Annotated in this window: 20 protein-coding genes; 6 read left to right on the forward strand and 14 right to left on the reverse strand. The window is 74.3% G+C overall.

Features of this window, described 5'->3' with window-relative positions:
• Positions 1 to 25: 25 nt before the first annotated feature.
• Entirely contained in the window at positions 26 to 943 is a 918-nt protein-coding gene (locus tag AB0O82_RS32440) for a DNA-3-methyladenine glycosylase (RefSeq protein WP_107452921.1), read from the reverse strand.
• Positions 944 to 997: 54 nt separating this feature from the next.
• Between AB0O82_RS32440 and AB0O82_RS32445 the strand changes: the two genes are divergently transcribed.
• Positions 998 to 1,489: an SgcJ/EcaC family oxidoreductase gene (locus AB0O82_RS32445; RefSeq protein ID WP_363587604.1), complete on the forward strand. Its 492-nt coding sequence runs from the start codon at positions 998 to 1,000 to the stop codon at positions 1,487 to 1,489.
• A gap of 19 nt (positions 1,490 to 1,508) precedes the next feature.
• On the opposite strand, the gene AB0O82_RS32450 is transcribed toward AB0O82_RS32445, so the two are convergent.
• On the reverse strand, positions 1,509 to 2,621 hold the full coding sequence (locus AB0O82_RS32450) for an N-acetylmuramoyl-L-alanine amidase (RefSeq protein WP_363587606.1): 1,113 nt from the start codon (positions 2,619 to 2,621) through the stop codon (positions 1,509 to 1,511).
• A 104-nt stretch (positions 2,622 to 2,725) separates the two neighbouring features.
• On the opposite strand from AB0O82_RS32450, the gene AB0O82_RS32455 reads away from it, so the two are divergent.
• The 3 genes from AB0O82_RS32455 (at position 2,726) to AB0O82_RS32465 (ending at position 6,727) form a co-directional block, all read left to right on the forward strand.
• A complete protein-coding gene (locus AB0O82_RS32455) occupies positions 2,726 to 3,517 on the forward strand; it encodes a TIGR03089 family protein (RefSeq protein ID WP_363587608.1) in 792 nt (263 codons plus the stop codon).
• Between the two features lie 36 nt (positions 3,518 to 3,553).
• A complete protein-coding gene (locus AB0O82_RS32460; RefSeq protein WP_363587610.1) occupies positions 3,554 to 4,879 on the forward strand; it encodes an LCP family protein in 1,326 nt (441 codons plus the stop codon).
• Between the two features lie 192 nt (positions 4,880 to 5,071).
• Positions 5,072 to 6,727 carry an LCP family protein gene (locus AB0O82_RS32465; protein WP_363587612.1) on the forward strand — a complete coding sequence of 552 codons (1,656 nt, stop codon included), beginning with the start codon at positions 5,072 to 5,074 and terminating at the stop codon, positions 6,725 to 6,727.
• A 25-nt stretch (positions 6,728 to 6,752) separates the two neighbouring features.
• Here the strand turns inward: AB0O82_RS32465 and AB0O82_RS32470 are convergent, their stop codons facing one another.
• The 6 genes from AB0O82_RS32470 to ssuE form a co-directional block, all read right to left on the reverse strand.
• Positions 6,753 to 7,367, reverse strand: a complete 615-nt coding sequence (locus AB0O82_RS32470; protein WP_363587614.1) for an acyltransferase — start codon at positions 7,365 to 7,367, stop codon at positions 6,753 to 6,755.
• 97 nt (positions 7,368 to 7,464) lie between these two features.
• Complete coding sequence (locus AB0O82_RS32475) at positions 7,465 to 8,505, reverse strand: glycosyltransferase family 2 protein (protein WP_063349120.1); 1,041 nt, start codon at positions 8,503 to 8,505, stop codon at positions 7,465 to 7,467.
• Positions 8,506 to 8,741: 236 nt separating this feature from the next.
• Positions 8,742 to 10,742, reverse strand: coding sequence for a hypothetical protein (locus AB0O82_RS32480; RefSeq protein WP_363587616.1), 2,001 nt, complete (start codon positions 10,740 to 10,742; stop codon positions 8,742 to 8,744).
• Between the two features lie 176 nt (positions 10,743 to 10,918).
• Positions 10,919 to 13,486, reverse strand: coding sequence for an FtsX-like permease family protein (locus AB0O82_RS32485; RefSeq protein WP_363587618.1), 2,568 nt, complete (start codon positions 13,484 to 13,486; stop codon positions 10,919 to 10,921).
• A gap of 18 nt (positions 13,487 to 13,504) precedes the next feature.
• Positions 13,505 to 14,293: an ABC transporter ATP-binding protein gene (locus AB0O82_RS32490; protein ID WP_363587620.1), complete on the reverse strand. Its 789-nt coding sequence runs from the start codon at positions 14,291 to 14,293 to the stop codon at positions 13,505 to 13,507.
• A gap of 333 nt (positions 14,294 to 14,626) precedes the next feature.
• Complete coding sequence (gene ssuE / locus AB0O82_RS32495; RefSeq protein ID WP_363587622.1) at positions 14,627 to 15,181, reverse strand: NADPH-dependent FMN reductase; 555 nt, start codon at positions 15,179 to 15,181, stop codon at positions 14,627 to 14,629.
• 921 nt (positions 15,182 to 16,102) lie between these two features.
• Between ssuE and AB0O82_RS32500 the strand changes: the two genes are divergently transcribed.
• On the forward strand, positions 16,103 to 17,035 hold the full coding sequence (locus AB0O82_RS32500; protein WP_363587624.1) for an LCP family protein: 933 nt from the start codon (positions 16,103 to 16,105) through the stop codon (positions 17,033 to 17,035).
• A 71-nt stretch (positions 17,036 to 17,106) separates the two neighbouring features.
• Here the strand turns inward: AB0O82_RS32500 and AB0O82_RS32505 are convergent, their stop codons facing one another.
• Positions 17,107 to 17,664 (reverse strand): hypothetical protein, encoded by a 558-nt coding sequence (locus AB0O82_RS32505; protein ID WP_363587626.1) that lies wholly within the window; start codon positions 17,662 to 17,664, stop codon positions 17,107 to 17,109.
• A 225-nt stretch (positions 17,665 to 17,889) separates the two neighbouring features.
• Positions 17,890 to 18,384 carry a peptidylprolyl isomerase gene (locus tag AB0O82_RS32510; protein WP_363587628.1) on the reverse strand — a complete coding sequence of 165 codons (495 nt, stop codon included), beginning with the start codon at positions 18,382 to 18,384 and terminating at the stop codon, positions 17,890 to 17,892.
• A gap of 152 nt (positions 18,385 to 18,536) precedes the next feature.
• Between AB0O82_RS32510 and AB0O82_RS32515 the strand changes: the two genes are divergently transcribed.
• Positions 18,537 to 18,929, forward strand: coding sequence for a MerR family transcriptional regulator (locus AB0O82_RS32515; protein ID WP_363587630.1), 393 nt, complete (start codon positions 18,537 to 18,539; stop codon positions 18,927 to 18,929).
• Positions 18,930 to 19,012: 83 nt separating this feature from the next.
• On the opposite strand, the gene AB0O82_RS32520 is transcribed toward AB0O82_RS32515, so the two are convergent.
• The 4 genes from AB0O82_RS32520 to AB0O82_RS32535 all read right to left on the reverse strand — a co-directional run.
• Positions 19,013 to 19,462, reverse strand: a complete 450-nt coding sequence (locus AB0O82_RS32520) for a MarR family transcriptional regulator (RefSeq protein ID WP_363587632.1) — start codon at positions 19,460 to 19,462, stop codon at positions 19,013 to 19,015.
• A gap of 86 nt (positions 19,463 to 19,548) precedes the next feature.
• The gene (locus AB0O82_RS32525; RefSeq protein ID WP_363587634.1) at positions 19,549 to 21,141 is read right to left on the reverse strand and encodes an alpha/beta hydrolase; all 1,593 of its coding nucleotides are present in this window, start codon (positions 21,139 to 21,141) and stop codon (positions 19,549 to 19,551) included.
• Positions 21,142 to 21,262: 121 nt separating this feature from the next.
• Positions 21,263 to 21,916 (reverse strand): class I SAM-dependent methyltransferase, encoded by a 654-nt coding sequence (locus tag AB0O82_RS32530; RefSeq protein WP_363587636.1) that lies wholly within the window; start codon positions 21,914 to 21,916, stop codon positions 21,263 to 21,265.
• Between the two features lie 142 nt (positions 21,917 to 22,058).
• Positions 22,059 to 22,154 (reverse strand): acyl-CoA dehydrogenase family protein (locus AB0O82_RS32535; protein WP_157849844.1); only part of this gene is annotated, 96 nt, incomplete at its 5' end.

Below are 22,154 nucleotides of genomic sequence, written 5' to 3' on the forward strand. Positions count from 1 at the left end.
GTGTACACCGCACAGCGCTTCCGGCTCATCGCCGCCGGTGGTCGTTGGGGGTGAGGCGGGGGCCGTAGCGGGGGGCGTGGGGGGTGGTGGCCAGCAGGAGGCGGCAGAGGCGGTGGCGGTGCGGGCGGTAGGGCTCCAGCAGGGCGAGCATCTGGGCGTCGTCGCTGCGGGGGCGGCCGGCCAGGGCCCAGCCGACCAGGTTGGGCAGGTGGAAGTCGCCGACCGAGACCGCGTCCGGATCGCCGTTGCTGCGTTGCAGGGTCTCGGCGGCCGTCCAGGGGCCGATCCCCGGGACGGCGGTGAGCCGGGCGAAGGCCTCGGCGTGGTCCATCGCGGCGGCCTCCTCCAGCCGGGGCGCCAGCCGGACGGCGCGCATGACCGTCGCCGAGCGCTTCGGGTCCACCCCCGCGCGGTGCCACTCCCAGCTCGGCACCAGCGCCCACTCCCGGGCCGACGGCGCCACCCGCATGCCCTCGGCCGGGCCCGGCGCCGCGGTGCCGAAGTCCCGTAGCAGGGTGCGCCAGGCGCGGTAGGCCTCGTCGGTGGTCACCTTCTGTTCCAGGATCGCCGGGACGAGGGACTCCAGGACCAGCCCGGTGCGGGTGAGGCGGACCGCGGCGGTGCGGCGCTGGGCGTCCCGCAGCGGGCCGGGCGGCAGCACCAGGGCCTCCGGGTCGTCCTGCGCGCCCAGCAGCACCGGCAGCCGCTCCAACAGCCACGGCGCACCCGGGCCCCAGGCGGTCGCCTCCACCTCGCCGGCGGCCGGGCGCGCCAGCACCCGCAGCGTGCCGATCCCGGCCGGGGTCCGGGACGCCCGCCAGAGCGCGCCGTCGCCGGTGGTGCGGTACGCCGGGTCGGCGGGGCCCCGGCGCAGCGGCAGCAGCGTCCGGGCGACGTCCAGCGGGAAACCCGGCCGCCAGCGCCGTACCGACTCGCCCGTCACCGCCGCGCACCTCCTCCGCTGTCCGGCTCCACCGCCTTCGTCGACCATGGGGATATGAACGATACGCGGCTGCCGGAGCTGTCCTCCGGGGACGAGAGCGCGGTGCGGGCGCTGTACCACCGGGCGCTGGACGGGTGGAACCAGCGGGACGGTTCGGCCTTCGCCGGGCCGTTCGCCGAGGACGGGGAGGTGATCGGCTTCGACGGCACCCGGCACTGCGGGCGGTCGGTGATCGCCGCCGAACTGGGGCGGCTCTTCGCGGACCACGCGACGCCGGAGTACGTGGCCAGGGTGCGCCGGGTCCGCGCGCTGGGGCCCGGGGTGGCGCAGCTGGACGCCGTCGCGGGGCTGGTGCCGGACGCCGCGGAGGACCTGGACCCGGCGCTCAACGCGGTGCAGACGGTGATCGCGGTGAACGCCGGGGCGGGCTGGCGGATCGGACTGCTGCAGAACACGCCGGCGCGCTACGACCTCCGGCCGGACCTGGCGGCGGCGTTGACGGCGGAGCTGCGGGGGCTGGTCGGGCGGGGGCCCGGGCCGGCGTAGGGCGGTGCGGTGCGGCGCGTCAGGGGGCCTGGAGGTGGGCCGCGGCCGTGCGGAGGGCGGGGAGCCGGGCGTAGAGGGCGTTGCCGGGGCATTCGGTGTTGAAGGCGTCGCGGTGGCCGGAGACGGCGTCGAAGTCGACGACGGTGCCCTTGGGGTAGCGGCTGGCGTCGGAGGCGGAGGTGAGCTTGGTGCGGCCGTCGGCGGGGTGGCCGGCGAGGCCGAGCTTCCAGCCTGCGATGGCGGCCAGGCCGTCCAGGAGGGGCTGGGGCGGGGCGTCGCCGACGTAGGTGCCGATGGCGGCGACGCCGGCCGAGTCGGTGTTGAAGCCGAGGGTGTGGGCGCCGTGGACGGGCAGGTCGACGCCGCCGGCCCGGCCCTCGTAGACGGTGCCGCAACGGTCGACCAGGAAGTTGTAGCCGATGTCCCGCCAGCCGCTGCTCTGAACGTGGTACTGGTAGATCGACCTGATCACCCGGGGGGCGTCGGAGCAGGCGTAGTCGGTGGCGGTGGCGGTGTGGTGGATGAACACCTCGTGGACCGGGCCGGTGTACTCGAAGGTCCGGTCGCGCAGGGACTCGTCCGCGCCCCAGCCGGCCCGGGCGACGATGGCGGGGCGCGGGGCCTGGCGGCCGTCGGCGGGGCGGCGGGGCAGGACCCGGGCGGCGGGCGAGGGCGCGCCCTGACCGGGGTCGACCAGGTCGAGCCGCAGGCCGGGCGGGGGCCCGGCGGGGCCGGGACGCACCTCGACGGCGACGCCGTCGCTGCGGCCCGTCCACAGGGGCGCGGTGGCGCCGCGCGGGGCGCGGTCGGGGCCGTCCTCGGTGTCGGCCTCCAGGTCGTGCCAGTCGCCCCAGCGGCCGGTGGCCGCGTCCCGGGTGCGGACCCGGACGGCGCCGCCGGCCAGCGCGTCCGCCGGGCCGTCCCAGCCGACGCCGAGGAGTTCGAACGGCCGGGTGGTGCGCGGGGCCAGGGCGGGGCCGGGGCCGAGCGGCAGCGAGGTGACCGACCCGCCGCCGGCGGAGCCGCGGCGCCGGGCGCCGTCGGGGTCGGCCGGGCCGGCGGTGGCGGCGGGCTGGAGGAGCAGGGCGACGGTGCAGCCGGCGAGCACGGCGGCCGGGAGGGAAAGGCGCATAAACCGGATGGTGGCGGCAAATCGGGCCGCTCGCCACGTCGCCTCGCGCCCGGTCCGCCACCCCTCCCGACGGCCCACTCGAAGGCCGTAGGCTGGGGCGCACCATGACTGCGCATTTCGCTGCCGATGCCCGCACCCCCGTCGAACTGCTGCACGCATATCTGCGAGGCGGCACGCCCACGGTCGATCCCGCGGCCCCGCTGGTCACCTTCTACGACGACGCCACCGGCGAACGGGTGGAGCTGTCCGCCCGGACCTTCGACAACTGGGTGGCCAAGACGGCCAACCTCCTCCAGGACGAGTTGAACGCCGGCCCGGGCGACCGGGCCGTACTGCTGCTCCCCGCCCACTGGCAGAGCGCCGTCTGGCTGCTGGCCTGCTGGTCGGTCGGGGTGACGGCGGTGCCCGGCGGCGACCCGGCCGACGCCGACCTGGTGGTCAGCGGTCCGGACGGACTGGCGGCCGCCCAGGCCTGCGAGGGCGAGCGGGTGGCCCTGGCCCTGCGCCCGCTCGGCGGACGCTTCCCGCAGCGCCCCGACGGCTTCCTCGACTACGCCGCCGAGGTGCCCGGCCAGGGCGACCGCTTCGCGCCGTACTCGCCCGTCGCCCCGGACGGCCACGCGCTGGAGACCGCCGTGGACGGGCTGCCGCTGAAGCTGACCGGCGAGCAGACCGTCGCGCTGGCCCGGGAGGGGGCCGCCCGGCTCGGGCTCAAGCCCGGCGACCGGGTGCTGTCCACCCTCTCGTTCGACGACTGGACCGGTCTGGAGGCCGGTCTGCTGGCGCCGCTGGCGGCCGGCGCCTCGGTGGTGCTGTGCCGCAACTCGCAGGGGCTCGAACCCGAGCAGTGGGAGAAGCGGACCGAATCCGAACGGGTGACACTGCGCCTCGGGTAACCCCCGGGTCGGACCGGGCGGGTAGGGATCCCTGCCATGGCCGAGGACGACACCGCGCACCTCCCGACCGACCCGCCCCCGACGGATGCGCACCCTTCCGAACCCGAACGCCCGCGTCGGCGCCGGCGGTGGCTGATGATCACCGCCGGCGTCGTCGCGTTCCTGCTGGTCGCCACCGGGGCACTGCTCTGGATCGCCTACCGCAAGCTGGACGGCAACATCCGCACCGACTCGGCCACCGACCGGTTGCTCGCCCGACTGGAGGCCGAGCGGCCGAGCCGGACCGCCGGGGCCAAGGGCTCCGAGAACATCCTGCTGATCGGCAGCGACGACCGCTCCGGCACCAACTCCTCGTACGGCGGCGAGCCGGGCACCCAGCGCTCGGACACCACGATCCTGCTGCACCTGGCCGCCGACCGGAAGCACGCGACGGCGGTCTCCCTCCCGCGCGACGTCATGGTCACCGTCCCCGTCTGCGAGAAGCCGGACGGCACCCGCAGCAAGGCCGGGCTGATGCAGTTCAACTGGGCGTTCGAGATGGGCGGCGCGGCCTGCTCGATCCGCACCGTCGAGCAGCTCAGCGGCATCCGGATCGACCACTACGTGATCCTCGACTTCAACGGCTTCAAGACGATGGTGAACGCGATCGGCGGGGTCGAGGTGTGCGTCCCGCAGGCGATCCACGACAAGGACGCCAGACTCGACCTGCCCGCCGGGCGGCAGACCCTGCACGGCGAGCAGGCACTCGGCTACGTCCGGGCCCGGGAGAGCCTGGGCGACGGCAGCGACACCCAGCGGATGGGCCGTCAGCAGCAGTTCCTGGCCGCGCTGATCCGCAAGGTGCAGTCGCAGGGCGTGCTGCTGAACCCGGCGCGGCTGTGGCCGGTGCTGGACGCGGCCACCTCCTCGGTCAAGGCGGACGGGGGGCTGTCCTCGCTCGGGGCGCTGTACGACCTCACCCAGGACCTGCGGGACATCCCCTCGGCGGACGTGGTGCTCCTGACCGCGCCGCGCCGCCCGTACCGGTACGACTCGGACCGGGACGAGTTCGTGCAGCCGCAGACCACCCAGCTGTTCACCGCGCTGCGGGACGACCGGTCGGTCGCCGTCCGGCCGCCCGGTTCGGCGCCGTCGCCGAGCGCCTTCGCCGGGGCAGGCGTCGGGGCCGGGGCGGGCGTCGGGGCCGGGGCGGGTGCGAGCCCGAGCCCGGTGGCGACGGGTGCAGGTGCGGGCGCGGGGTCGGACGGGGCGGCCGGGGCCGTGGGGGCTGCGGGGGCACCGGCGAAGGCGTCACCTTCGGCGGACGCCTCGCCCACCTTCGAGGGACGCACGGCCGACGTGGACGCCTGCGCGCAGCACTGACCGCGGCTGCGCCGCAGGTCGGCACGGGTTTTCCGGAAATCCCGCACACCCAGGGAACTTTACCCGGCCATTACCTGAACATGGCGCAGATCACACCGGCGCGATTCCGCCGTTCGGCTCGTCTAGTGTGTCCGGATCGGCCCGCCGAACGGGCGAGCCGGAGCCGTGACCGGTCGGAGGTAGGGAACCCCCGTGCAGCAGGACAAACCGGAGGTCGATCCCGCCGACCAGTGGACGCGCGACCCGGAAACCGGCCAGTACCGCCTCGACCCGGCCGCCGGAATCCCCGGGCAGCGCCGCCGGACGGCCGAACGGAGAGCCGCCGAGGAGACGCCGGCCACCGAGTCCGGGACCGGGACCGCCGGCACCCCCGGGCCGGGCCGCCGCGACTCCCGGCGCCGGGCGGCCGCCGCCGCCAAGCGGACCCGGCGCCGCCGGGCGCTCAAGTGGACCGCCGGGGCCGGCGCCCTGGTGATGGTCGCGGGCTGCGGCGGGGCGTACTACCTGTACCAGCACTTCAACAGCAACCTGACCTCCGTCAAGGTCCAGCTGGGCAACGAGGAGGAGCGGCCCAAGGCCGCCGGGGACGCGCTCAACATCCTGGTGCTGGGCACCGACAGCCGGCAGGGCCTCGGCCGCGACTACGGCGACGAGGGCAGCGCCGGGCACGCCGACACCACGCTGCTGTTCCACATCTCCAAGGACCGCTCCAACGCGACCGCGATCAGCATCCCGCGCGACCTGATGGTGCCGATCCCGGAGTGCCAGAGCAGCGGCGGCAAGAAGATCCCCGGCTCCGCGCGGGACATGTTCAACAACAGCCTCGGCCAGGAGGGGCGCGACCCGGGCTGCACCTGGAAGACCGTCGAGAAGATGACCGGGATCCGGGTCGACCACTTCGTGCAGGTCAACTTCGAGGCGGTGAAGACGCTGTCCAGCGCCGTCGGCGGGGTCGAGGTCTGCGCGGCCAAGGACATCAACGACACGGACTCGCACCTGAAGATGAGCAAGGGCCGGCACGTGGTCCAGGGCGACGAGGCGCTGGCCTTCGTCCGCACCCGGCACGCCGTCGGCTTCGGGGGCGACCTCACCCGCATCCCGCTCCAGCAGCAGTTCATCAGCTCGATGATCCGCAAGATCAAGAGCGACGACACCCTGACCAGCCCGAGCAAGCTCTACAAGCTCGCCGACGCCGCCACCAAGGCGCTCACCGTGGACTCCGGGATCGGCAGCGTCGACAAGCTCAAGGACCTCGCGCTGGACCTCAGCAAGGTCGACACCAAGAACATCACCTTCGCCACCGTGCCGGTCCTGGACGACCCCAAGGACAAGGACCGGCTGGTGCTCAAGCAGCCGGACGCCGGGCAGCTGTTCTCGATGGTCGCGGGCGACCGCTCGCTGACCGAGACCGCCGCGCCCGCCGACGCCGCCACGGCCGCACCGGAGACCGCGGCGGCGGCCCCGACCGCCGCCGCCCCGACGGTGGACCCCAAGGACGTCCGGGTGACGGTGCGCAACGGCAGCGGGACGCGCGGGCAGTCGGGGCCCACCGTGGACAAGCTCCGCAGCAAGGGCTTCGCCAAGGCCACGACCGCCCCCGACGCGCCCGTCACCGCGACCACCGCGGTGTCCTTCCCGGCCGGGCAGGACGCCGCGGCCGCCGCCCTGGCCGCCGCGCTCGGCCTGCCGGGCGACGCCGTCCGGCCGGACCCGAAGGCGGATCCGAAGGGCCCGCTGGTGCTGGTGCTGGGCAAGGACGTCCTCGCCGCTCCGGCGGCGGCCCCGACCGAGGCACCGAAGGACCTCCAGCGGGTGCAGGCGGACGACACCGACGCGTGCGCCAAGTAGGACGTGTGCGCCGAGTGGTCAGGCCCTACGCCGGCGCGAGGGTTCCGTCCGTCTCCCGGTAGTGCTCGCCGGTGCGGGGGCAGTGCCAGCGGCCGTCGCCGGCGGGCTCCAGCGGCTCGCCGGCGCGGCCGACCCAGCCGATCCGGCGGGCCGGGACGCCGGCGGCCAGGGCGAAGTCCGGGACGTCCCGGTGGACCACCGCGCCGGCCGCGACCAGCGCCCAGCGGCCGACCGTCACCCCGGCGACCAGGACCGCCCGGCCGCCGATCGAACAGCCCTGACGGAGCGTCACCCCTTCGGCGCGCCAGTCCTGTTGACGCTTGGGCCGACCGTCCGGGGTCACCGCGCGGGGGTGGCGGTCGTTGGTGAGGACGGCCGCGGGGCCGATGAACACCCCGTCCTCGACCAGCGCGGGCTCGTACACCAGCGCGTGGTTCTGCAGTTTGACCCGGTCCCCGATCCGGACGCCTGGGCCGACGTAGGCGCCGCGGCCGATCACGCACTCGGCGCCGATCACCGCGTCCTCGCGGACCTGGGCGAGGTGCCAGACCGTCGTCCCCGCGCCGATGACGGCCCGTTCGTCGACGTCCGCGCTCGGCTCGATCCGGGCCGCGCCGGGCCCGCCCTCAACTGTCGCCATGCGCACCGACGATAGCGGTGCGGGCTCGACTCTCAGGGTTCGTCCGACAATTCGCGCGCCCGGCGGAAATTGTCGGACGAACCCTGCCGGGTCGGCGTCAGCTCGCCCTGGAGAGCACGTCCTTGGCGGCCGGTCCGACGCTGCCTATCACCCGGCGGGCCAGTGAGCGGGGCGAGGTGAGGAAGCCGAAGCCCCAGCTGAGGTGCATGGTGGCGAGCGCCACCGGCAGCATCGCCCTGGCCTTGAAGGACAGGCCGCGGCCGCCGACCAGCCCACCGCCGAGGATGCCCAGCAGGTAGGCGCCGGGCACCGCGAGGAGGGCCGGGTGGACGGCGACGCCCAGCACCAGCCCGAGGGTGACGGCCAGCAGGGCGGTCGGCGGGGCCAGGTAGCGGAGGTTGACCGAGCCGCGGTGGTAGCGGGTGACCACCCGGCGCCAACGGCCGTAGTCCTTGTACTGCTTGGCCAGCGCCTTCACCGACGGCCGGGGCCGGTAGGTCACCTTGAGCTGCGGGGTGAACCAGACCAGCCCGCCGTCCTGGCGGATCCGGTAGTTGAGCTCCCAGTCCTGGGCGCGGATGAACTCCTCGTTGTAGCCGCCGAGCTTCTCCAGCACCTCGCGCCGGAACACCCCGAGGTAGACGGTGTCCGCCGGGCCGGCCAGGCCGCCGGTGTGGAAGGCGGCGTTGCCGACACCGATCTTGGAGGTCATCGCGGCGGCGACCGCGTTCTCCCACTCGGTCTCGCCCTCGGCGTGCATGATGCCGCCGACGTTGGCGGCGTCCATCTCGTCGAGCAGCCGGACCGCGGTGGTGATGTAGCCGGGGGTGAGCAGGCCGTGGCCGTCCACGCGCACCACTATCGGATGGCGCGAGCCACGGATCGCGGCGTTCAGCCCCGCGGGGGTGCGACCGGTGGGATTCGGCACGGTCCGTACCCGCGGGTCCTCCGCCACCAGTTCGGCCGCGATCTCCGCGGTCCGGTCGGTGGACGGACCGAGGGCGATCACCACCTCCATCGGCCCGGGGTACTCCTGGTCCAGGATGCGCCGGACCGCCGTCCGCAGGTGTCGTTCCTCGTTGAGCACCGGCATGATCACGGAGACAGCCGGCAGCTCCTCAGCAGCCTTGGTGTTCATCGGGGCCAACCGTACCGGTGCGGACACGTCTCCGTCTTGTCCCGGTCCGGGCCGCTGCACGCAGCCCGCGACGCCCGGTTGGGCTCCTTGATCACGCCCACCGTACTCCGCTCCCCGTACGGGCCCGCAGCCGGGTCGGAACGGGCGGTTTCCGGAGGACGGGACGGAGCCCGGGAGGGCGCCCCCGGCGGGGTTCGGCGGCGGCCGCGCGGGTTCGGTGCAGGTTCGGCGCAGGTTCAGAGCAGGTGGTGAACGATGGTGAAGAGCGCGTAGCCGGCCAGCGACAACCGGTTCAGCAGGTGCTGCGGGCCGCCCAGCCGGTCCGGCAGCGACCGGTGCGGGCGCAGGTCCGGCCGGTGGGCGGCGGTCGCGACGGCCCGGGCCAGCTCCACCGGGTCGTAGCGGTCCCCGAAGTGTCCGGCCAGCCAGGCGGCCGGGCGGCTGCCGACGGTGACCTCCTCGCCCGAGCGCAGCTGGACGGTGAGCAGGTTGCGGTGGACCGCGGCCGCGTTGATCTCCTGCCACCGGAAGGTCCGGGTGCGCAGCGCGGTGGCCATCCGCAGGCCGTCCCGGTCGACGACCATCTGCCAGGAGAGGGTGCGGCCGCAGGCGAGGATCGCCACCGTGCCGGTCAGGAGCGGGTGCACCAGCCCGCCCCACCAGCCGCTCCTGCCGAGCAGCACGACGAGGCCCGCGAGCAGCAGTGCGGGCACCGGACCGGCCACCGCCCGCAGCGGCAGCGGCATCTCCCAGCGCCGGGCGGGCACCGGTTCGGCGTCCGGCCCGGCCGCGGGGGCGGCGGCCACCGTCCCCGCTGTCAGGGCGGCGACGGCCAGTTCCCGCTCCCGGTAGCCCTCGGTGCGCCGGCCCGGCCGTGGGGCCTGGGCGGCGGGGGCGACCACGGCCGCCACCCAGCGCGGGTCGTGGTCCAGCAGTCCGGGGCGGACCAGGAGCTGCTGCTCCGGCCCGTCGGGCCCCCGGTACAGCACGGCCGGCACGCTCCGGCCGGCGCGGGCGAGCCAGGCGGCGGCCTGCTCCGGGGTCAGCCGGTCGAAGACGTCCCCGAGCTCCTCCTCTTCCTCGTCGTAGGAGACCTCGAGATCGAGGTGGTCGGCGTCGTCGTCCTCGGTCTCCAGGTGTTCGGGCACCCAGGCCGGGCCCTCGCCGCCCGGGGCGCCGTAGCGGGCCCAGCGGTAGCGGTCGCGCTCGACCAGCCGCCAGAGCGCGGGGCCGTCCGGCGGGCCGTCCAGCGGCTGCACCAGCAGGTCGCCCCGGGCGTCGGCGCGGACCCGGACGGCGAGGGCGGGCGCGGAGCCCGCGAAGGAGGGCCGGGAGCGGCGGGCGTTCGCGGTGGCGGCCGAGCCGAGCAGCAGCAATCCGGGCAGGGCGAGCAGGCCGCCGGCGGTCAGCGCGCCGGTGAGGTCGTAGTCGTCGCCGGCGGCGCGGACGGCTGCGCCGTCCACCAGCAGCGGGACGGCCTCGCCGGGCTGCGGCGGCCGGGCCCACCAGACGTCCAGCCGGGCGGTGCGTTCCGGGCCGCCGCCGGGCGGGTGGAAGCGGACGGTCAGGACGCCGTCCTGGTCGGTGTCGCCCGCGGTGCCGGTGACCTGGTCGGCCCGTTCGGCGCTCGCCTGCTGCCGGGCCTGTCCCCACAGCCCGTACAGCGGGAAGGCCAGGGCGGCGGCGAGCAGCAGGCCGCCGAGCGCGCGGCGCAGCACCGGTGGGCCGTCGGGGTGGACGGGTGAGGGCGCTCCGGCGGCGGTCCAGGGGAAGGGGACGGGCGGGGCCATCAGTTCGTCGAGCTGCTGGCGGGCGCGGCGGCGGCCGAGCTCGGCGCCGATCAGCGCGGCGGAGAGCAGCAGGTGGACCAGGACGGCCGTCCAGCGGCCGAGCGGGGTGACCAGGCCGTGCGGGGCGTACCAGAGCACCGCGAGGACGGCCGGCGGGACCAGCGCCCGGCCGCGGAACCGGCCGGCCAGCAGGACCACTTCGGCGAGCACCGACCAGGCGGCCAGCGTGGAGCCCCAGGTGTCCCGGCAGACGCCCTGGACGTTGCAGTCACCGGGGGTCGGCTCCACCGCGGTGGCCAGGATGACGAAGGCGGCCGGCAGCAGCGCCGACCAGCGGCTGTCCAGGCGCCAGGCGGTGCGGGCGGCGCGCCAGCGGGTGGCAGCGGCGGCGGTGAGGGGCGCGGCGCTGGGCAGCGGCGGGGCGTCCGGGGTATCCGGGGCGAACATCGGACGATCATCTCAGTCGGCCGGGGGCGGCCCGTGCCGCAGGGGCCGGGTGCTGCCCGCACCCGGCCCCTGCCCCCGTTCCCCCCTCGGCGGCCCCCCACCGCCGGGTCCTGCGGCCCGCGCCGCCCGGTCGGTCCGTCGCGATGGCCGCGGTCGGGCCGTCGCGACGGCCCCGGTCAGTCCGTCGCGATGGCCGCGAGGACGTTCATCCGCCCGGCCCGGAAGGCCGGGACGAGGGCGGCGACCAGTCCGATCACCACCGAGGCGACCAGCGTCACCGCGAGCGTGGTGGTCGGGACGGAGAGCGTGGCCAGACCTTGGTCACGCAGCACCCGCTGGGCGGTGACGCCCCAGGCCAGCCCGAGCCCGGTGCCCAGGACCGCGCCGAACACCGAGATCACCACGGCCTCCAGCCGGATCATCCGGCGCAGCTGGCGACGGGAGAGCCCGATCGCCCGCAGCAGGCCGATCTCCCTGGTCCGCTCGACCACCGACAGCGCCAGGGTGTTGACCACCCCGAGCACGGCGACCGTGATGGAGAGGCCGACCAGGCCGTAGATCAGGTAGAGCAGGGTGTTGACCTGGGACTGCACGACCTCCTTGTAGCCGGCCTGGTCCTTGATGGTCAGCTGCGGGTACTCCTTGAGCGCGCCCTCCAGGGCGGTCAGCGTCTTCGCGACGTCGGCTCCGGAGGAGGCCTTGGCGAAGAACGTCCAGACCGGCGGCTGCTCGGCGGCGGGCACGGCCTTGGCCATGGTGTCGAAGTCGACGAAGGAGCCGTCGCCGAACAGCGAGCCCTTCGCGAACACGGCGCCCACCGGCAGCACCTGGGTGCGGCCCTTGCCGTAGGCGACGGTCACCTGGTCGCCGACCTTCAGGCCGTGGTCCTTCGCGAAGGCCTCGCCGATCCCCAGCTCGCCCCGCCCGATCGCGTCCACCGAACCGGCGGTGACCGGGAGGTGGAAGTCGGTGCCGAAGAAGGCGGGCGGCGCGGCGGTGAGGTTGGTCTTCACGCTCCGGCCGTCCGGCAGCTGGAGCTTGGGGCTGAAGAACTTCTGGGTGGTGACGTGGTCGATGCCCGGGGTCCGGCGGACGGCGTCCAGCATCTCGGGGGTGATCGAGGTGCGGCCGCCCTGGACGATGTAGTCCGCGCCCACCGACCGGTCGATCTGCGCGTTGGCCGAGGTGACCGTCGAGGCGCTGAACACCGAGGAGCCGATCACCAGCGCCAGTCCGATCATCAGCGCGGCGGCGGTGGCCCCGGTACGACGCGGGTTGCGCATCGCGTTGCGCTGGGCGAGCCGGCCGGACGGGCCGAACAGCGCCGGCAGCAGCGCGCCCAGCACCCGCACCACGGCGGTGGCCAGCAGCGGGCCGAGCACCACGAAGCCGACCAGGGTGAGCAGCACGCCGAGACCCAGGTACTGGCCGCCGGTGGCCGCCTTCTCCGCCTGCGCGGCCAGCACCAGCAGACCGCCGCCGCCCGCCGTCAGGACCAGGCCGACCACCGTGCGGACCAGGTTGGCGCGGCCCTCGGCCGGCGTGCCGTGGTCGCGCAGCGCGGCCATCGGCGCGATCCGGCTCGCCCGGCGGGCCGGGACCCAGGCCGCCACCAGGGTCACCACGATGCCCAGGGCGTACCCGGCGAGGAACACCGTCGGACCGATCTTCAGGTCGCCCGCGTCGAGCTTCATGCCGATCGCGTTCATCAGCTTGATCAGGCCGACCGCGATGCCCAGACCGGCCGCGACCCCGAGGGTCGAGCCGAGCACGCCGAGGATCAGCGCCTCGACCAGGACCGAGCGGTTCACCTGCCGGCGGCTGCCGCCGATGGCGCGCAGCAGGCCGATCTCCCGGGTGCGCTGGGCGACCAGCATCGAGAAGGTGTTGATGATCAGGAAGCAGCCGACGAACGCCGAGATGAGCGAGAAGCCGAGCATCGCGTTCTTCATGAAGCCGAGGCCGCTGCCGATGCTCTTGGTGTTCTCGTCCTTCTGCTCGGCCGCGGTCTTCACCTGGTAGCCGGCGCCCAGCTTGGCCAGGGCGTCGGCCTTGAGCCGGTCGTTGCCGCGGCTGCCGTCGCCGAACGCCTCGACCGAGGTGTACGCCTGCTCGCCGAGCAGCACCTGCTGGGCGGTCGGGGTGTCCAGGAAGGCCAGCGCCGCACCGGGGTTGGTGGTGGTGAAGGAGGCGATGCCGGAGATCGTGAACTCGTGCCGGCCGTCGGCGTTGTCGACCCGGAGCTTGGCGCCGAGGCCGAGCCCGGCCTTCTTCGCGGTGTCCGCGTCCAGCACCGACTCGCCCGCGTTCTGGGGAGCGTGACCCTGGGTGAGGTGCACCGCGCTGCGCGGGGTCTCGGTCCAGTTGCCGACCAGGGTCGGCGCGCCGGACGTCGGGCCGACCAGCTTGTTGGTGGCCGGGTCGACCAGGGTCGCGTTCTCGACCATGACCTGGCCGACCGCCGACTTCACCCCCGGCACCGCGGCGACCTGCTGCGCGGCCGCCACCGGGACGGTCCGCGGCTTGTCGGAGGCCTGCTGGTCGTCGTCCTCGGCCGGCTTGGGCGGCTGGACGGAGACGTCGGAGGCGGTCGCGGCGAACAGCTTGTCGAAGGTACTGGTCGCGGTGTCGGAGAAGACCAGGGTGCCGGAGACGAACGCGACCGACAGCATCACGGCGATCAGGGAGAGCGCCATGCGGCCCTTGTGGGCGAAGAAGCTCCGCAGAGCGGTCTTGAGCAGCATCTGTCCCGTCCCGCCCGCTCAGCTGGTCCGCTTGCCGTCGAAACGGCGCATGCGTTCGAGGACGGAGTCGGCGGTGGGCGCGTGCATCTCGTCGACGATCACGCCGTCGGCGAGGAAGAGCACGCGGTCCGCGTAGCCCGCGGCGACCGGGTCGTGGGTCACCATCACGATGGTCTGGCCCAGTTCGTCGACCGAGCGGCGCAGGAAGGTGAGCACCTCGGCGCCGGCCCGGGAGTCCAGGTTGCCGGTGGGCTCGTCGCCGAAGATGATCTCGGGCCGGGCGGCCAGCGCCCGGGCCACCGCGACGCGCTGCTGCTGGCCGCCGGAGAGCTGCGCCGGGCGGTGCTTGAGCCGGCCGGCCAGGCCGACGGTCTCCACCACCTGGTCCAGCCAGGCCTGGTCCGGCCGACGGCCGGCGATGTCCATCGGCAGCGTGATGTTCTCCAGCGCGGACAGCGTCGGGAGCAGGTTGAACGCCTGGAAGATGAAGCCGATCTTGTCCCGGCGCAGCCTGGTCAGCTGCTTGTCCTTGAGGCCGGTGATCTCGGTGTCGCCGATCCAGATCCGCCCGTCGCTGACCGTGTCCAGGCCGGCCAGGCAGTGCATCAGGGTCGACTTCCCGGAGCCCGACGGGCCCATGATCGCGGTGAAGCGGCCACGCTGGATGTCGACGTCCACCGCGTCGAGCGCGGTGACCCTGGTCTCGCCCGCGCCGTACGCCTTGCTGACCTGACGGGCCGCGGCGGCGACGGCGGGTGCGCCGCCGGGAAGCTGGGGGTCGTACACGGCTGTGGCTGCCGTCGTCACTGGAGTCTCCTAAGAAGTGGGCCCGACCGTCGACCCCGGCCGGCCCTCCGTGCGCGGGCATGCCGCAGGACGCGGGCATGGCGCGGGAAGGGTCGTCGACCGGGAGTTGACCCCACCCACCGGGCCCGGCGGGCGCCGGCTCCCGGGAGAACCTCGCCCCTCGTCGGCACGAGCGGGGACGTCCACAACGTTAGGAGCAACGGCGGGCGCGCTCGTCATCCGCCGGAATGAAGCCGTCCAACCAAGGATCTACGGGGCGCGGCACCCCCTCCCCCTAAGGGGTGCCGCGCCCCGTCTCGGGGACGCCCCGTACGGGGCCCGGGCCCCGGTCCCTCAGCCGGTCAGCGCCGGTACGGCCAGCCGCTCCAGGGCCTGCGCGAAACCCTCCACGACCGGGGCCAGCAGGGCGTCGGTCTCGCGCTCGACCAGGGTCGTCCCGTCCTCCCCGGTGGTGATGTGGCGGTCGAGCACGAACCAGCCCTGGGTGATGTGGCCGGCGCCCATCGAGCTGAGCACCGGGCGCAGCGCGTAGTCCACCGCCAGCACGTGCGCGGGCGAGCCGCCGGTGGCCAGCGGCAGGACGGCCTTGCCGGCCAACGCGTACTGCGGGAGCACGTCCAGCAGGGCCTTCAACAGGCCCGAGTAGGCGGCCTTGTAGACGGGGGTGCCGATCACGACGCCGTCCGCCCGGGCGAACAACTCGGTCACGGCGACGATCTCCGGGTGGTCGAAGTCGCCCGACAGCAGCGCGTGCGCGGGCAGGCTGCGCGCCTCGAACGGGACGACGTGGTGGCCGCGGGCCTCCAGCCCGGCGTCGACGTGGCGCAGCAGGCGGGTGGTGCGGGAGGTGGCGGACGGGGAGCCGGAAACGGACAGGACGGTGGCCATGGGGTTCACCTTTGGCTGGAAGCGGGGGCGGCGCCACGCGGCGCAGGAGGACCGCTGCGGGTCGGAGCCCTGGAAGGTGTTTCGACGTGCTCGACGTGCTCGACGTGCTCGACGTGCTCGACGCGTTCGAGGTGAGGTGCTCGGCGCGGGTGGGGTGACGCCGAGGTGATCCGGTGGGCGCGCTTCAGCCGCGACAGAGCGAACAGGCCACACCACGCCGCAGGTCGACGTGCCGCCGACGCGTGAGTGCCCAACGCTGATCCATACCCGAAATGCAAACACGCTGCGTTCGAGCCGGTCAAGAATCGTTTCGCCAGTTGAACGGCGGGTGACGTGACGCGTGGTGACCGGGCTCACGTCGACCCGGCGCCCGCGCCGCCCGTCCCCACCGTCGTACGGCGGCGCGGAAGTTGCGGCGGAACGATCCGACCCGTGCATCAAAACTGCTACAAGCGACCTGGTGGAGTACCCCGGGGGGAGTCAGCACGAGCGGGGTCGGGCATCCTCGACGACATGAACACGTGGCAGGAGGGCCGCCCGGGAGGCGGCGGGAACCCGTACCGAGACGGGAACCCGTATGGGGGCGGCGGCAACGGCGGCGCGTACGGGCGCGGCGGGGGCGGCGCGGCGGCCGAACCGCCGCTGCCGTCGTCGATGAACCCGCGCGGGCCGGGTGCGCCCGCGCCACGACAGCCGGAGCCGTCCCGGCTCGGCGGCGTCCCGCCGCAGGGTCCGGGCGGGCAGCCCGCCGTCCGCCCCGGTGGGCCTGGGGGCCCCGGCGGTCCTGGCGGTCCCGGTGGTCCCGGACGACCGGGTGGGCCCGGGGGGCCGGGCGGCGCCCAGCCGGGCGGTATACAGACCAAGCGGTGGCCGCGGCGCCGGATCGTCAAGTGGTCGGTCTTCGGCCTCCTGATCGCCGTCATGGTCACCGCCGTCTCGACCTGGTTCTGGGCCGACTCCAAGCTCAACCACGAGAACGTGCTCGCCGACTACCCCGGCCGCCCGCCGGCCGGCAAGGGCACCAACTGGCTGATCGTCGGCTCCGACAGCCGCCAGGGCCTCACCGACTCGGAACAGGACGACCTGCACACCGGTCACGACACCGAGGGCAAGCGCAGCGACTCGATGATGATCCTGCACGTCGGGGACAACGGGAACACCCTGATGAGCATCCCGCGCGACTCCTGGGTGCCGATCCCCGAGTACAAGAGCAGCAGCGGCAAGACCCTCAAGGGCACCACCTCGAAGATCAACTCGGCCTTCGGCAACGGCGGCGGCCGCCTCCTCGTCCAGACCGTCGAGCTGAACACCGGCATCCGCATCGACCACTACGCCGAGATCGGCTTCGCCGGCTTCGTCGGCATCGTCGACTCCATCGGCGGCGTCGAGATGCACATCGACCAGGACCTCAAGGACAAGGACTCCGGTCTCGACCTCAAGGCCGGCGACCAGACCCTCAGCGGCAAGCAGGCCCTCGCCTTCGTCCGCCAGCGCCACCAGATGGCCGACCAGGACCTCGGCCGGATGCGCAACCAGCAGAAGTTCCTCGGCGCCCTCGCCCACCAGGCGGCCTCCCCCGGCACCGTGCTGAACCCGTTCACCTTCTACCCGCTGGTCGACTCCGCCCTCGGCACCCTCATCGTCGACGACGACGCCGGCCTCACCGACCTCGGCTCGCTCTTCCTCGCCATGAAGGACGTCAACGGCGGCGGCGGCAAGACCCTGACCGTCCCGATCGGCAACCCGGACTACCGGACCAAGACCGGGGAGTCGGCGGTGCTGTGGGACGCCGCCAAGTCCAAGCAGGTCTTCGACGCCTTCAAGAACGACACCGCGGTACCGGACATCAAGTAGCCCGTCGTGACGTGAAGTGGCCACGCCGACACCATGGGTGGATGTCGGCCCGGGCCGCGGGCCGCGGTCGCCTAACCCGCCTGCGGGAGCAGGCCGGTGCCGCACTCGGGGAAGCGGACCAGCCACTCCCCCTCGCCGCCGGCGGCCTCGGTGGCGCCCGCGTAGCCGTAGTGGATCAGCCGCCCCTCGCCGCCCGCCAGCCAGCGGGCGCCGGTCAGGTGCACGGTCAGGGCCGCCGGGCGGTGCGGGTCGGGCCGCTCCAGCACCAGTTCGTGCTCGGCCTCGCCCGGCCGGAAGGCCACCGCGGTCTCCGTGGCCGGCCGGCGCGGGCTGCCGCCCTCCCGGTACGTCCAGTACGCGGCCACCGTCACGGTGAGCGCGCCGTCCACCCCGCCGGTGCCCGGCCGCACGTACTCCTCGTCCGGCACCCAGCGCGAGTGGTGGCGGATCTCCTCCGGCCCCCAGCGCTCGTCCCAGCGCACCCAGTAGCCCGCCACCCGCTTGACCGTCATGACCTCGCAGGCGACCCGCACCGCGATCCGCGCCGGATTGACCGGCTCGCACGAGGCCAGCGAGACCACCGTCACCTGCTCGTACGTCACCGCGCCGTCGTCGGCGTCCTGTTCCATCGGTGAACCACCTTGCCGGAGTGTCGAGTTCGCCGCGGCTCCGACCGCGCACGGAGAGCCTAGAGCGACCGGGTCGGCACACGGAGTGATTGCGCGGTTCCGGCCCGCCCGCCTGCTCACCGGGCTACCCTGCCCCCGGACACGCCACCGCCCCGGAGCGGGAAGTCGGCTGATCGGACTTCCCCGGCCGGGGCGGTGTGCGGTTTCGAACTGATGAACCGGTGACTACTCGACGATGCCGGACTTGGCGATGGTGACCTTCGCCGAGGTGCGGCCGCTCTGCGAGCCGAGCTTCTCGACCGCCGTCACGACGTCCATGCCCTCGACGACCTCGCCGAAGACGACGTGCTTGCCGTCCAGCCAGTCGGTGACGATGGTGGTAATGAAGAACTGCGAGCCGTTGGTGTTGCGGCCGGCGTTGGCCATCGACAGCAGGCCCGGGCGGGTGTGCTTGATCTTGAAGTTCTCGTCGGCGAACTTCTCGCCGTAGATGCTCTTGCCACCGGTGCCGTTGTGGTTGGTGAAGTCACCGCCCTGCAGCATGAACTGCGGGATCACGCGGTGGAAGCCGGAGCCCTCGTAGCCGAAGCCGTTCTGGCCGGTCGCGAGCTCGCGGAAGTTCCGGGCGGTCTTGGGGACGACGTCGTCGTACAGCTTGAAGACGATGCGGCCCGACGGAACGCCGTCGATCTCGATGTCGAAGAAAACGTTGGAAGCCATGCAGGGATCATGGCACGACCCGTCGGCCGACGCGCGTCACCCCCGGCCCGCCGCCGGGTGGCGTCCCCGTGTTATCCGGCCGGCGCGAGGACCGCGGAAGCTACCATCGCCGTCGGGTTCAGGCGTTCGGTCACGGCGACGGGGTGGACGGCATGCGGATCGGTGAACTGGCCAGGCGGACGGGCGTGAGCGAGCGCTCGCTGCGCTACTACGAGCAGCAGGGCCTGCTGGTCGCCCGGCGGACCGACGGCGGGCACCGGGAGTACCCGGAGCCGGCGGTGGACCGGGTCGTGCTGATCCAGGAGCTGTTCGCGGCCGGGCTGCACAGCCGCACGATCTACAAGATCCTCCCCTGCATGCGCGACTCCGACGGCGGCCCGAACGAGATCGCCACCCCGCTGCTGGTCGAGGAGCTGGCCTCCGAACGGGACCGGATCGACCGGATGATCACCGACCTGCTCCGCTCCCGCGAGGTGCTGGACGAGGTGATCGCGACCGCCTCCGGCCGGCCGCGGGCCGGGGCGGCGGAGGCCGACGCGGTGTAGCCGAGACGGCGGAGGCCCGAGACCGCGGAGGCCGCGGAGGCCCGGGGCTCAGGGCTCAGGGCTCAGGGCTCAGGGCTCAGGGCTCAGGCCTTCAGCTTGCGCCAGACCGCCTCCAGGGCCGCGATGTCGCCCTCGTCGAGCCGGTCGGTGAAGACCGGCGCGAGGACGGCCCGCCGGGTGGCGTCGGCCTCGGCGAAGGCGGCGCGGCCCTGCCCGGTCAGTTCGATCCGCACCGACCGGGCGTCGGAGGCGGAGGGCGTGCGGGCCACCAGGCCGCGTGCGGCCAGGACGTCGACCACCCGGGAGACCTGGCTGCGGCTGAGCATCGTCTTCGCGCCCAGGTCGGAGGCGGCGACCGGCTCCTGCTGCCCGTTGAGCCAGAGCATCACCTCGAACCAGGACAGCGACAGCCCGTGCACCCGGGTGAGCTCGCGGTCCACCTGGGCGGCGAGGGTGGTGCCGGCCCAGACCAGGCCGTAGAAGGCGTGGTCCTGCTCGGACAGCGGGCCCAGGGAGAGGTCGGCACGGTTCATGACGTTCATCGTACCGAGGTGCGTGCGCGTGCACGGACTCCGCGCACGCGCACGACTCCGGCGGCTGCACCGCCAGAGCGTCCTGGCTAGAACGCCTGGTGGTCCGGCTCGCAGACCGTGCCGGGCGGCGGGAGTTCACCGCTGACCAGGTACCGCTGCTCGCGGTCCCAGGCGCAGGCGCTCGGGTTGCCCAGCGCCGTGTGGCCGTAGCCGTGGACGGTCAGCAGGCGGCCGCGGGCGAGGGTGTCGGCCAGCGCGCGGGACCCTTCGTAGGGCCAGGCCGGGTCGCCGGTGAGGGCCACGACCAGGATCGGCGCGGAGGTCGGCCGGTTCCACGGGCCGGTGTAGCGGTCCCGGGCGGCCTCGGCCGGCCAGGCGGCGCAGCGCTGGTTCTGCCAGACCAGGTACGGGCCGGTGGCGCCCGCACGGGCCCGGACGAGGGCGGACAGCGCCGGGTACGTGGTGTCGGCGGCCGGGTCGGCACCGGAGACAGGCGGGTTGACGGTGTCGGCGCAGAGCGCCCCGAGGGTCTGCGCCTGCTTGGGCTGGCCGCCGGTCGGCAGCGGCGCCGAGGCGTCCGGGGCGGCGGTCCACAGCTGCTGGAGCAGTCCGCCCAGCGCCGGCCAGCCGGTGCCGGGGGCGTTCGGCACCGGGGTGGCGGCGTAGAGCATCGGCAGGACGGTGGAGGCGGTGGAGGCCTGGTCGAAGGTGACCGCCGCCGGCGGGGTGCCGAGCGTCACCGGCGTCCGGCCCAGCCGGTCGAGCAGTTCGGCGAACTTGGCGCGGGTGGCGTCCCGGTCCGCCGCCGCGAAGGCGCAGGCGGCGGGGCCGGCGTCGGCGCACTGGTCGAGGAAGGCGTCGAGGGTGCGGGCGCCGGCGAGGTCGCTGCCGGTGCGCAGGAACGGCGGCAGGGCGCGCTGCTGCGGCGAGCGCCCGGTGGACCAGGCGACCGGGTCGGGGGCGCTGTCCAGCAGCATCGCGCGCACCCGGGTCGGGAAGAGGTTGGCGTAGGTGGCGCCCAGGTAGCTGCCGTACGAGGTGCCGAGGTAGCTCAGCCGGCGGTCGCCGACGGCGGCGCGCAGCAGGTCCAGGTCGCGGGCCGTGTCGGCGGTGGACAGGTGGGCGAGCAGGCCGGTCCGCTCGTTGTCGGCGCACTGGCGGCCGAAGCGCGCGTACGTCGTCGCCCAGGCCGACTCCTGGGCGGCGCCGACCGGGTAGCCGGCCGGCAGCCCGGCGAGCAGGCCCTGCTCGGCCGCCGCGTCCGGGAAGCACTGCGGCACGGTGGAGTCGCCGACGCCGCGCGGGTCGAAGCTGACCAGGTCGAACCGCTCCCGCACCTGCTCCGGGAGCATCCCGTACACGGCGGGCAGCGCCTGGGTGCCGGGCACGCCCGGGCCGCCGGGGTTGAAGAACAGCGAGCCGATCCGGTGCGCCGGGTCGGTCGCGGGGTGCCGGATGACGGCCAGCTCGACGGTGCGCCCGGCCGGGTCGCGGTAGTCCATCGGCACCGTGGCGCGGGCGCAGTCGAAGTCCGGTACGCAGGACCGCCAGTCCAGCCGGGGCACCGGCGCCGCGAGGGCATCCGCCGCCGCGGCGGCCGGGGCGAGACCGGCCAGCAGCAGCCCGGTGGCCGCGGCGGCGCCGGTTCTGAGGGCGGAGGTGAGGCGGGGTCGGGACATGGACGAGTCTCCCGTTCGGCGGACTGACGTGCAGTCACTAAGGCTCGGGGCGACCGCTGCCAGACCTCTCACATCCCACCGGCACCACTGTCAGGCCGCTGTCACCGCCGCCCCGCGCGGCTCAGGCGGGCTTGCGGGCCAGCAGGTAGGCCTGCGGGGTCGGCTGCACGCCCTCCTCCGGCTCCCGGAGCGTGCGGGAGGTGAGCCGCAGGCCGGCCGCGCGGACCAATTCCGCGATCCGGTCCGGCTGCTGGCGGCGGAAGTCCAGCGCCACCGGGTGGCCGAAGGGCTGGTCGATCCGCAGGGGCTCGTCACCGACCTGGAAGGCGAGCAGCAGGTGGCCGCCCGGGGCGAGCACCCGCGCGAACTCGGCGAACACCTCCGGCAGGCGCTCCGCCGGGGTGTGGATGATCGAGTACCAGGCGACCGCGCCGGTCAACTCGCCGTCCCGCAGCGGGAGGTCGAACAGCGAACCCTCGGTGAAGTCCAGCCCGGGGTACGTCGCGCGGGCCAGCTCGACCATCCTCGGCGACAGGTCGATGCCGCGGACGTCGAGGCCGAGGCCGTGCAGGTGGTGCGTCACCCGGCCTGGGCCGCAGCCCAGTTCGGCTGCCAGTCCGTCGACGCGCTCGGCACGGACCAGCTCGGCGAAGGCCGCGAGCACCGCCCGGGACAGCGGTTCGCCGGCCAGTTCGTCGCGGAAGCGGTCGGCGTAGTCGACGGCGATGGCGTCGTAGAACGCCCTGGTCGTGGCGAGGAAGTCCGGCTCGGTCATGGTCCGGCACCCTACTCGTCACCGCCGGGTCTGGCGCGCGGCCGGCTCCAACTCCCGCTCCACCGCCGTCTGGTCGCCGCTCGTCTCGCCGGTCGGCGTCGACGAGCAGGCGCCAGAGGCCGGAGCGGGGGCGGTCGTCCGGCTACGGCAGGTTGCGGGCCATGACGATGCGCTGGACCTGGTTGGTCCCCTCGTAGATCTGGGTGATCTTCGCGTCCCGCATCATCCGCTCCACCGG

The sequence above is a fragment of the Kitasatospora sp. NPDC088264 genome (assembly GCF_040685715.1).
Classification (GTDB): Bacteria; Actinomycetota; Actinomycetes; order Streptomycetales; family Streptomycetaceae; genus Kitasatospora.

What these genes read in the sequence shown, in the direction of transcription:
- AB0O82_RS32480 (WP_363587616.1), bottom strand. Translation starts at nt 10,742, where the DNA reads ATGTTCGCCCCGGATACCCCGGACGCCCCGCCGCTGCCCAGCGCCGCG.
- AB0O82_RS32510 (WP_363587628.1), bottom strand. Translation starts at nt 18,384, where the DNA reads ATGGCTTCCAACGTTTTCTTCGACATCGAGATCGACGGCGTTCCGTCG.
- AB0O82_RS32485 (WP_363587618.1), bottom strand. Translation starts at nt 13,486, where the DNA reads ATGCTGCTCAAGACCGCTCTGCGGAGCTTCTTCGCCCACAAGGGCCGC.
- AB0O82_RS32455 (WP_363587608.1), top strand. Translation starts at nt 2,726, where the DNA reads ATGACTGCGCATTTCGCTGCCGATGCCCGCACCCCCGTCGAACTGCTG.
- AB0O82_RS32450 (WP_363587606.1), bottom strand. Translation starts at nt 2,621, where the DNA reads ATGCGCCTTTCCCTCCCGGCCGCCGTGCTCGCCGGCTGCACCGTCGCC.
- AB0O82_RS32500 (WP_363587624.1), top strand. Translation starts at nt 16,103, where the DNA reads ATGGTCACCGCCGTCTCGACCTGGTTCTGGGCCGACTCCAAGCTCAAC.
- AB0O82_RS32520 (WP_363587632.1), bottom strand. Translation starts at nt 19,462, where the DNA reads ATGAACCGTGCCGACCTCTCCCTGGGCCCGCTGTCCGAGCAGGACCAC.
- AB0O82_RS32515 (WP_363587630.1), top strand. Translation starts at nt 18,537, where the DNA reads ATGCGGATCGGTGAACTGGCCAGGCGGACGGGCGTGAGCGAGCGCTCG.
- AB0O82_RS32470 (WP_363587614.1), bottom strand. Translation starts at nt 7,367, where the DNA reads ATGGCGACAGTTGAGGGCGGGCCCGGCGCGGCCCGGATCGAGCCGAGC.
- ssuE (WP_363587622.1), bottom strand. Translation starts at nt 15,181, where the DNA reads ATGGCCACCGTCCTGTCCGTTTCCGGCTCCCCGTCCGCCACCTCCCGC.
- AB0O82_RS32505 (WP_363587626.1), bottom strand. Translation starts at nt 17,664, where the DNA reads ATGGAACAGGACGCCGACGACGGCGCGGTGACGTACGAGCAGGTGACG.
- AB0O82_RS32525 (WP_363587634.1), bottom strand. Translation starts at nt 21,141, where the DNA reads ATGTCCCGACCCCGCCTCACCTCCGCCCTCAGAACCGGCGCCGCCGCG.
- AB0O82_RS32530 (WP_363587636.1), bottom strand. Translation starts at nt 21,916, where the DNA reads ATGACCGAGCCGGACTTCCTCGCCACGACCAGGGCGTTCTACGACGCC.
- AB0O82_RS32460 (WP_363587610.1), top strand. Translation starts at nt 3,554, where the DNA reads ATGGCCGAGGACGACACCGCGCACCTCCCGACCGACCCGCCCCCGACG.
- AB0O82_RS32445 (WP_363587604.1), top strand. Translation starts at nt 998, where the DNA reads ATGAACGATACGCGGCTGCCGGAGCTGTCCTCCGGGGACGAGAGCGCG.
- AB0O82_RS32475 (WP_063349120.1), bottom strand. Translation starts at nt 8,505, where the DNA reads ATGAACACCAAGGCTGCTGAGGAGCTGCCGGCTGTCTCCGTGATCATG.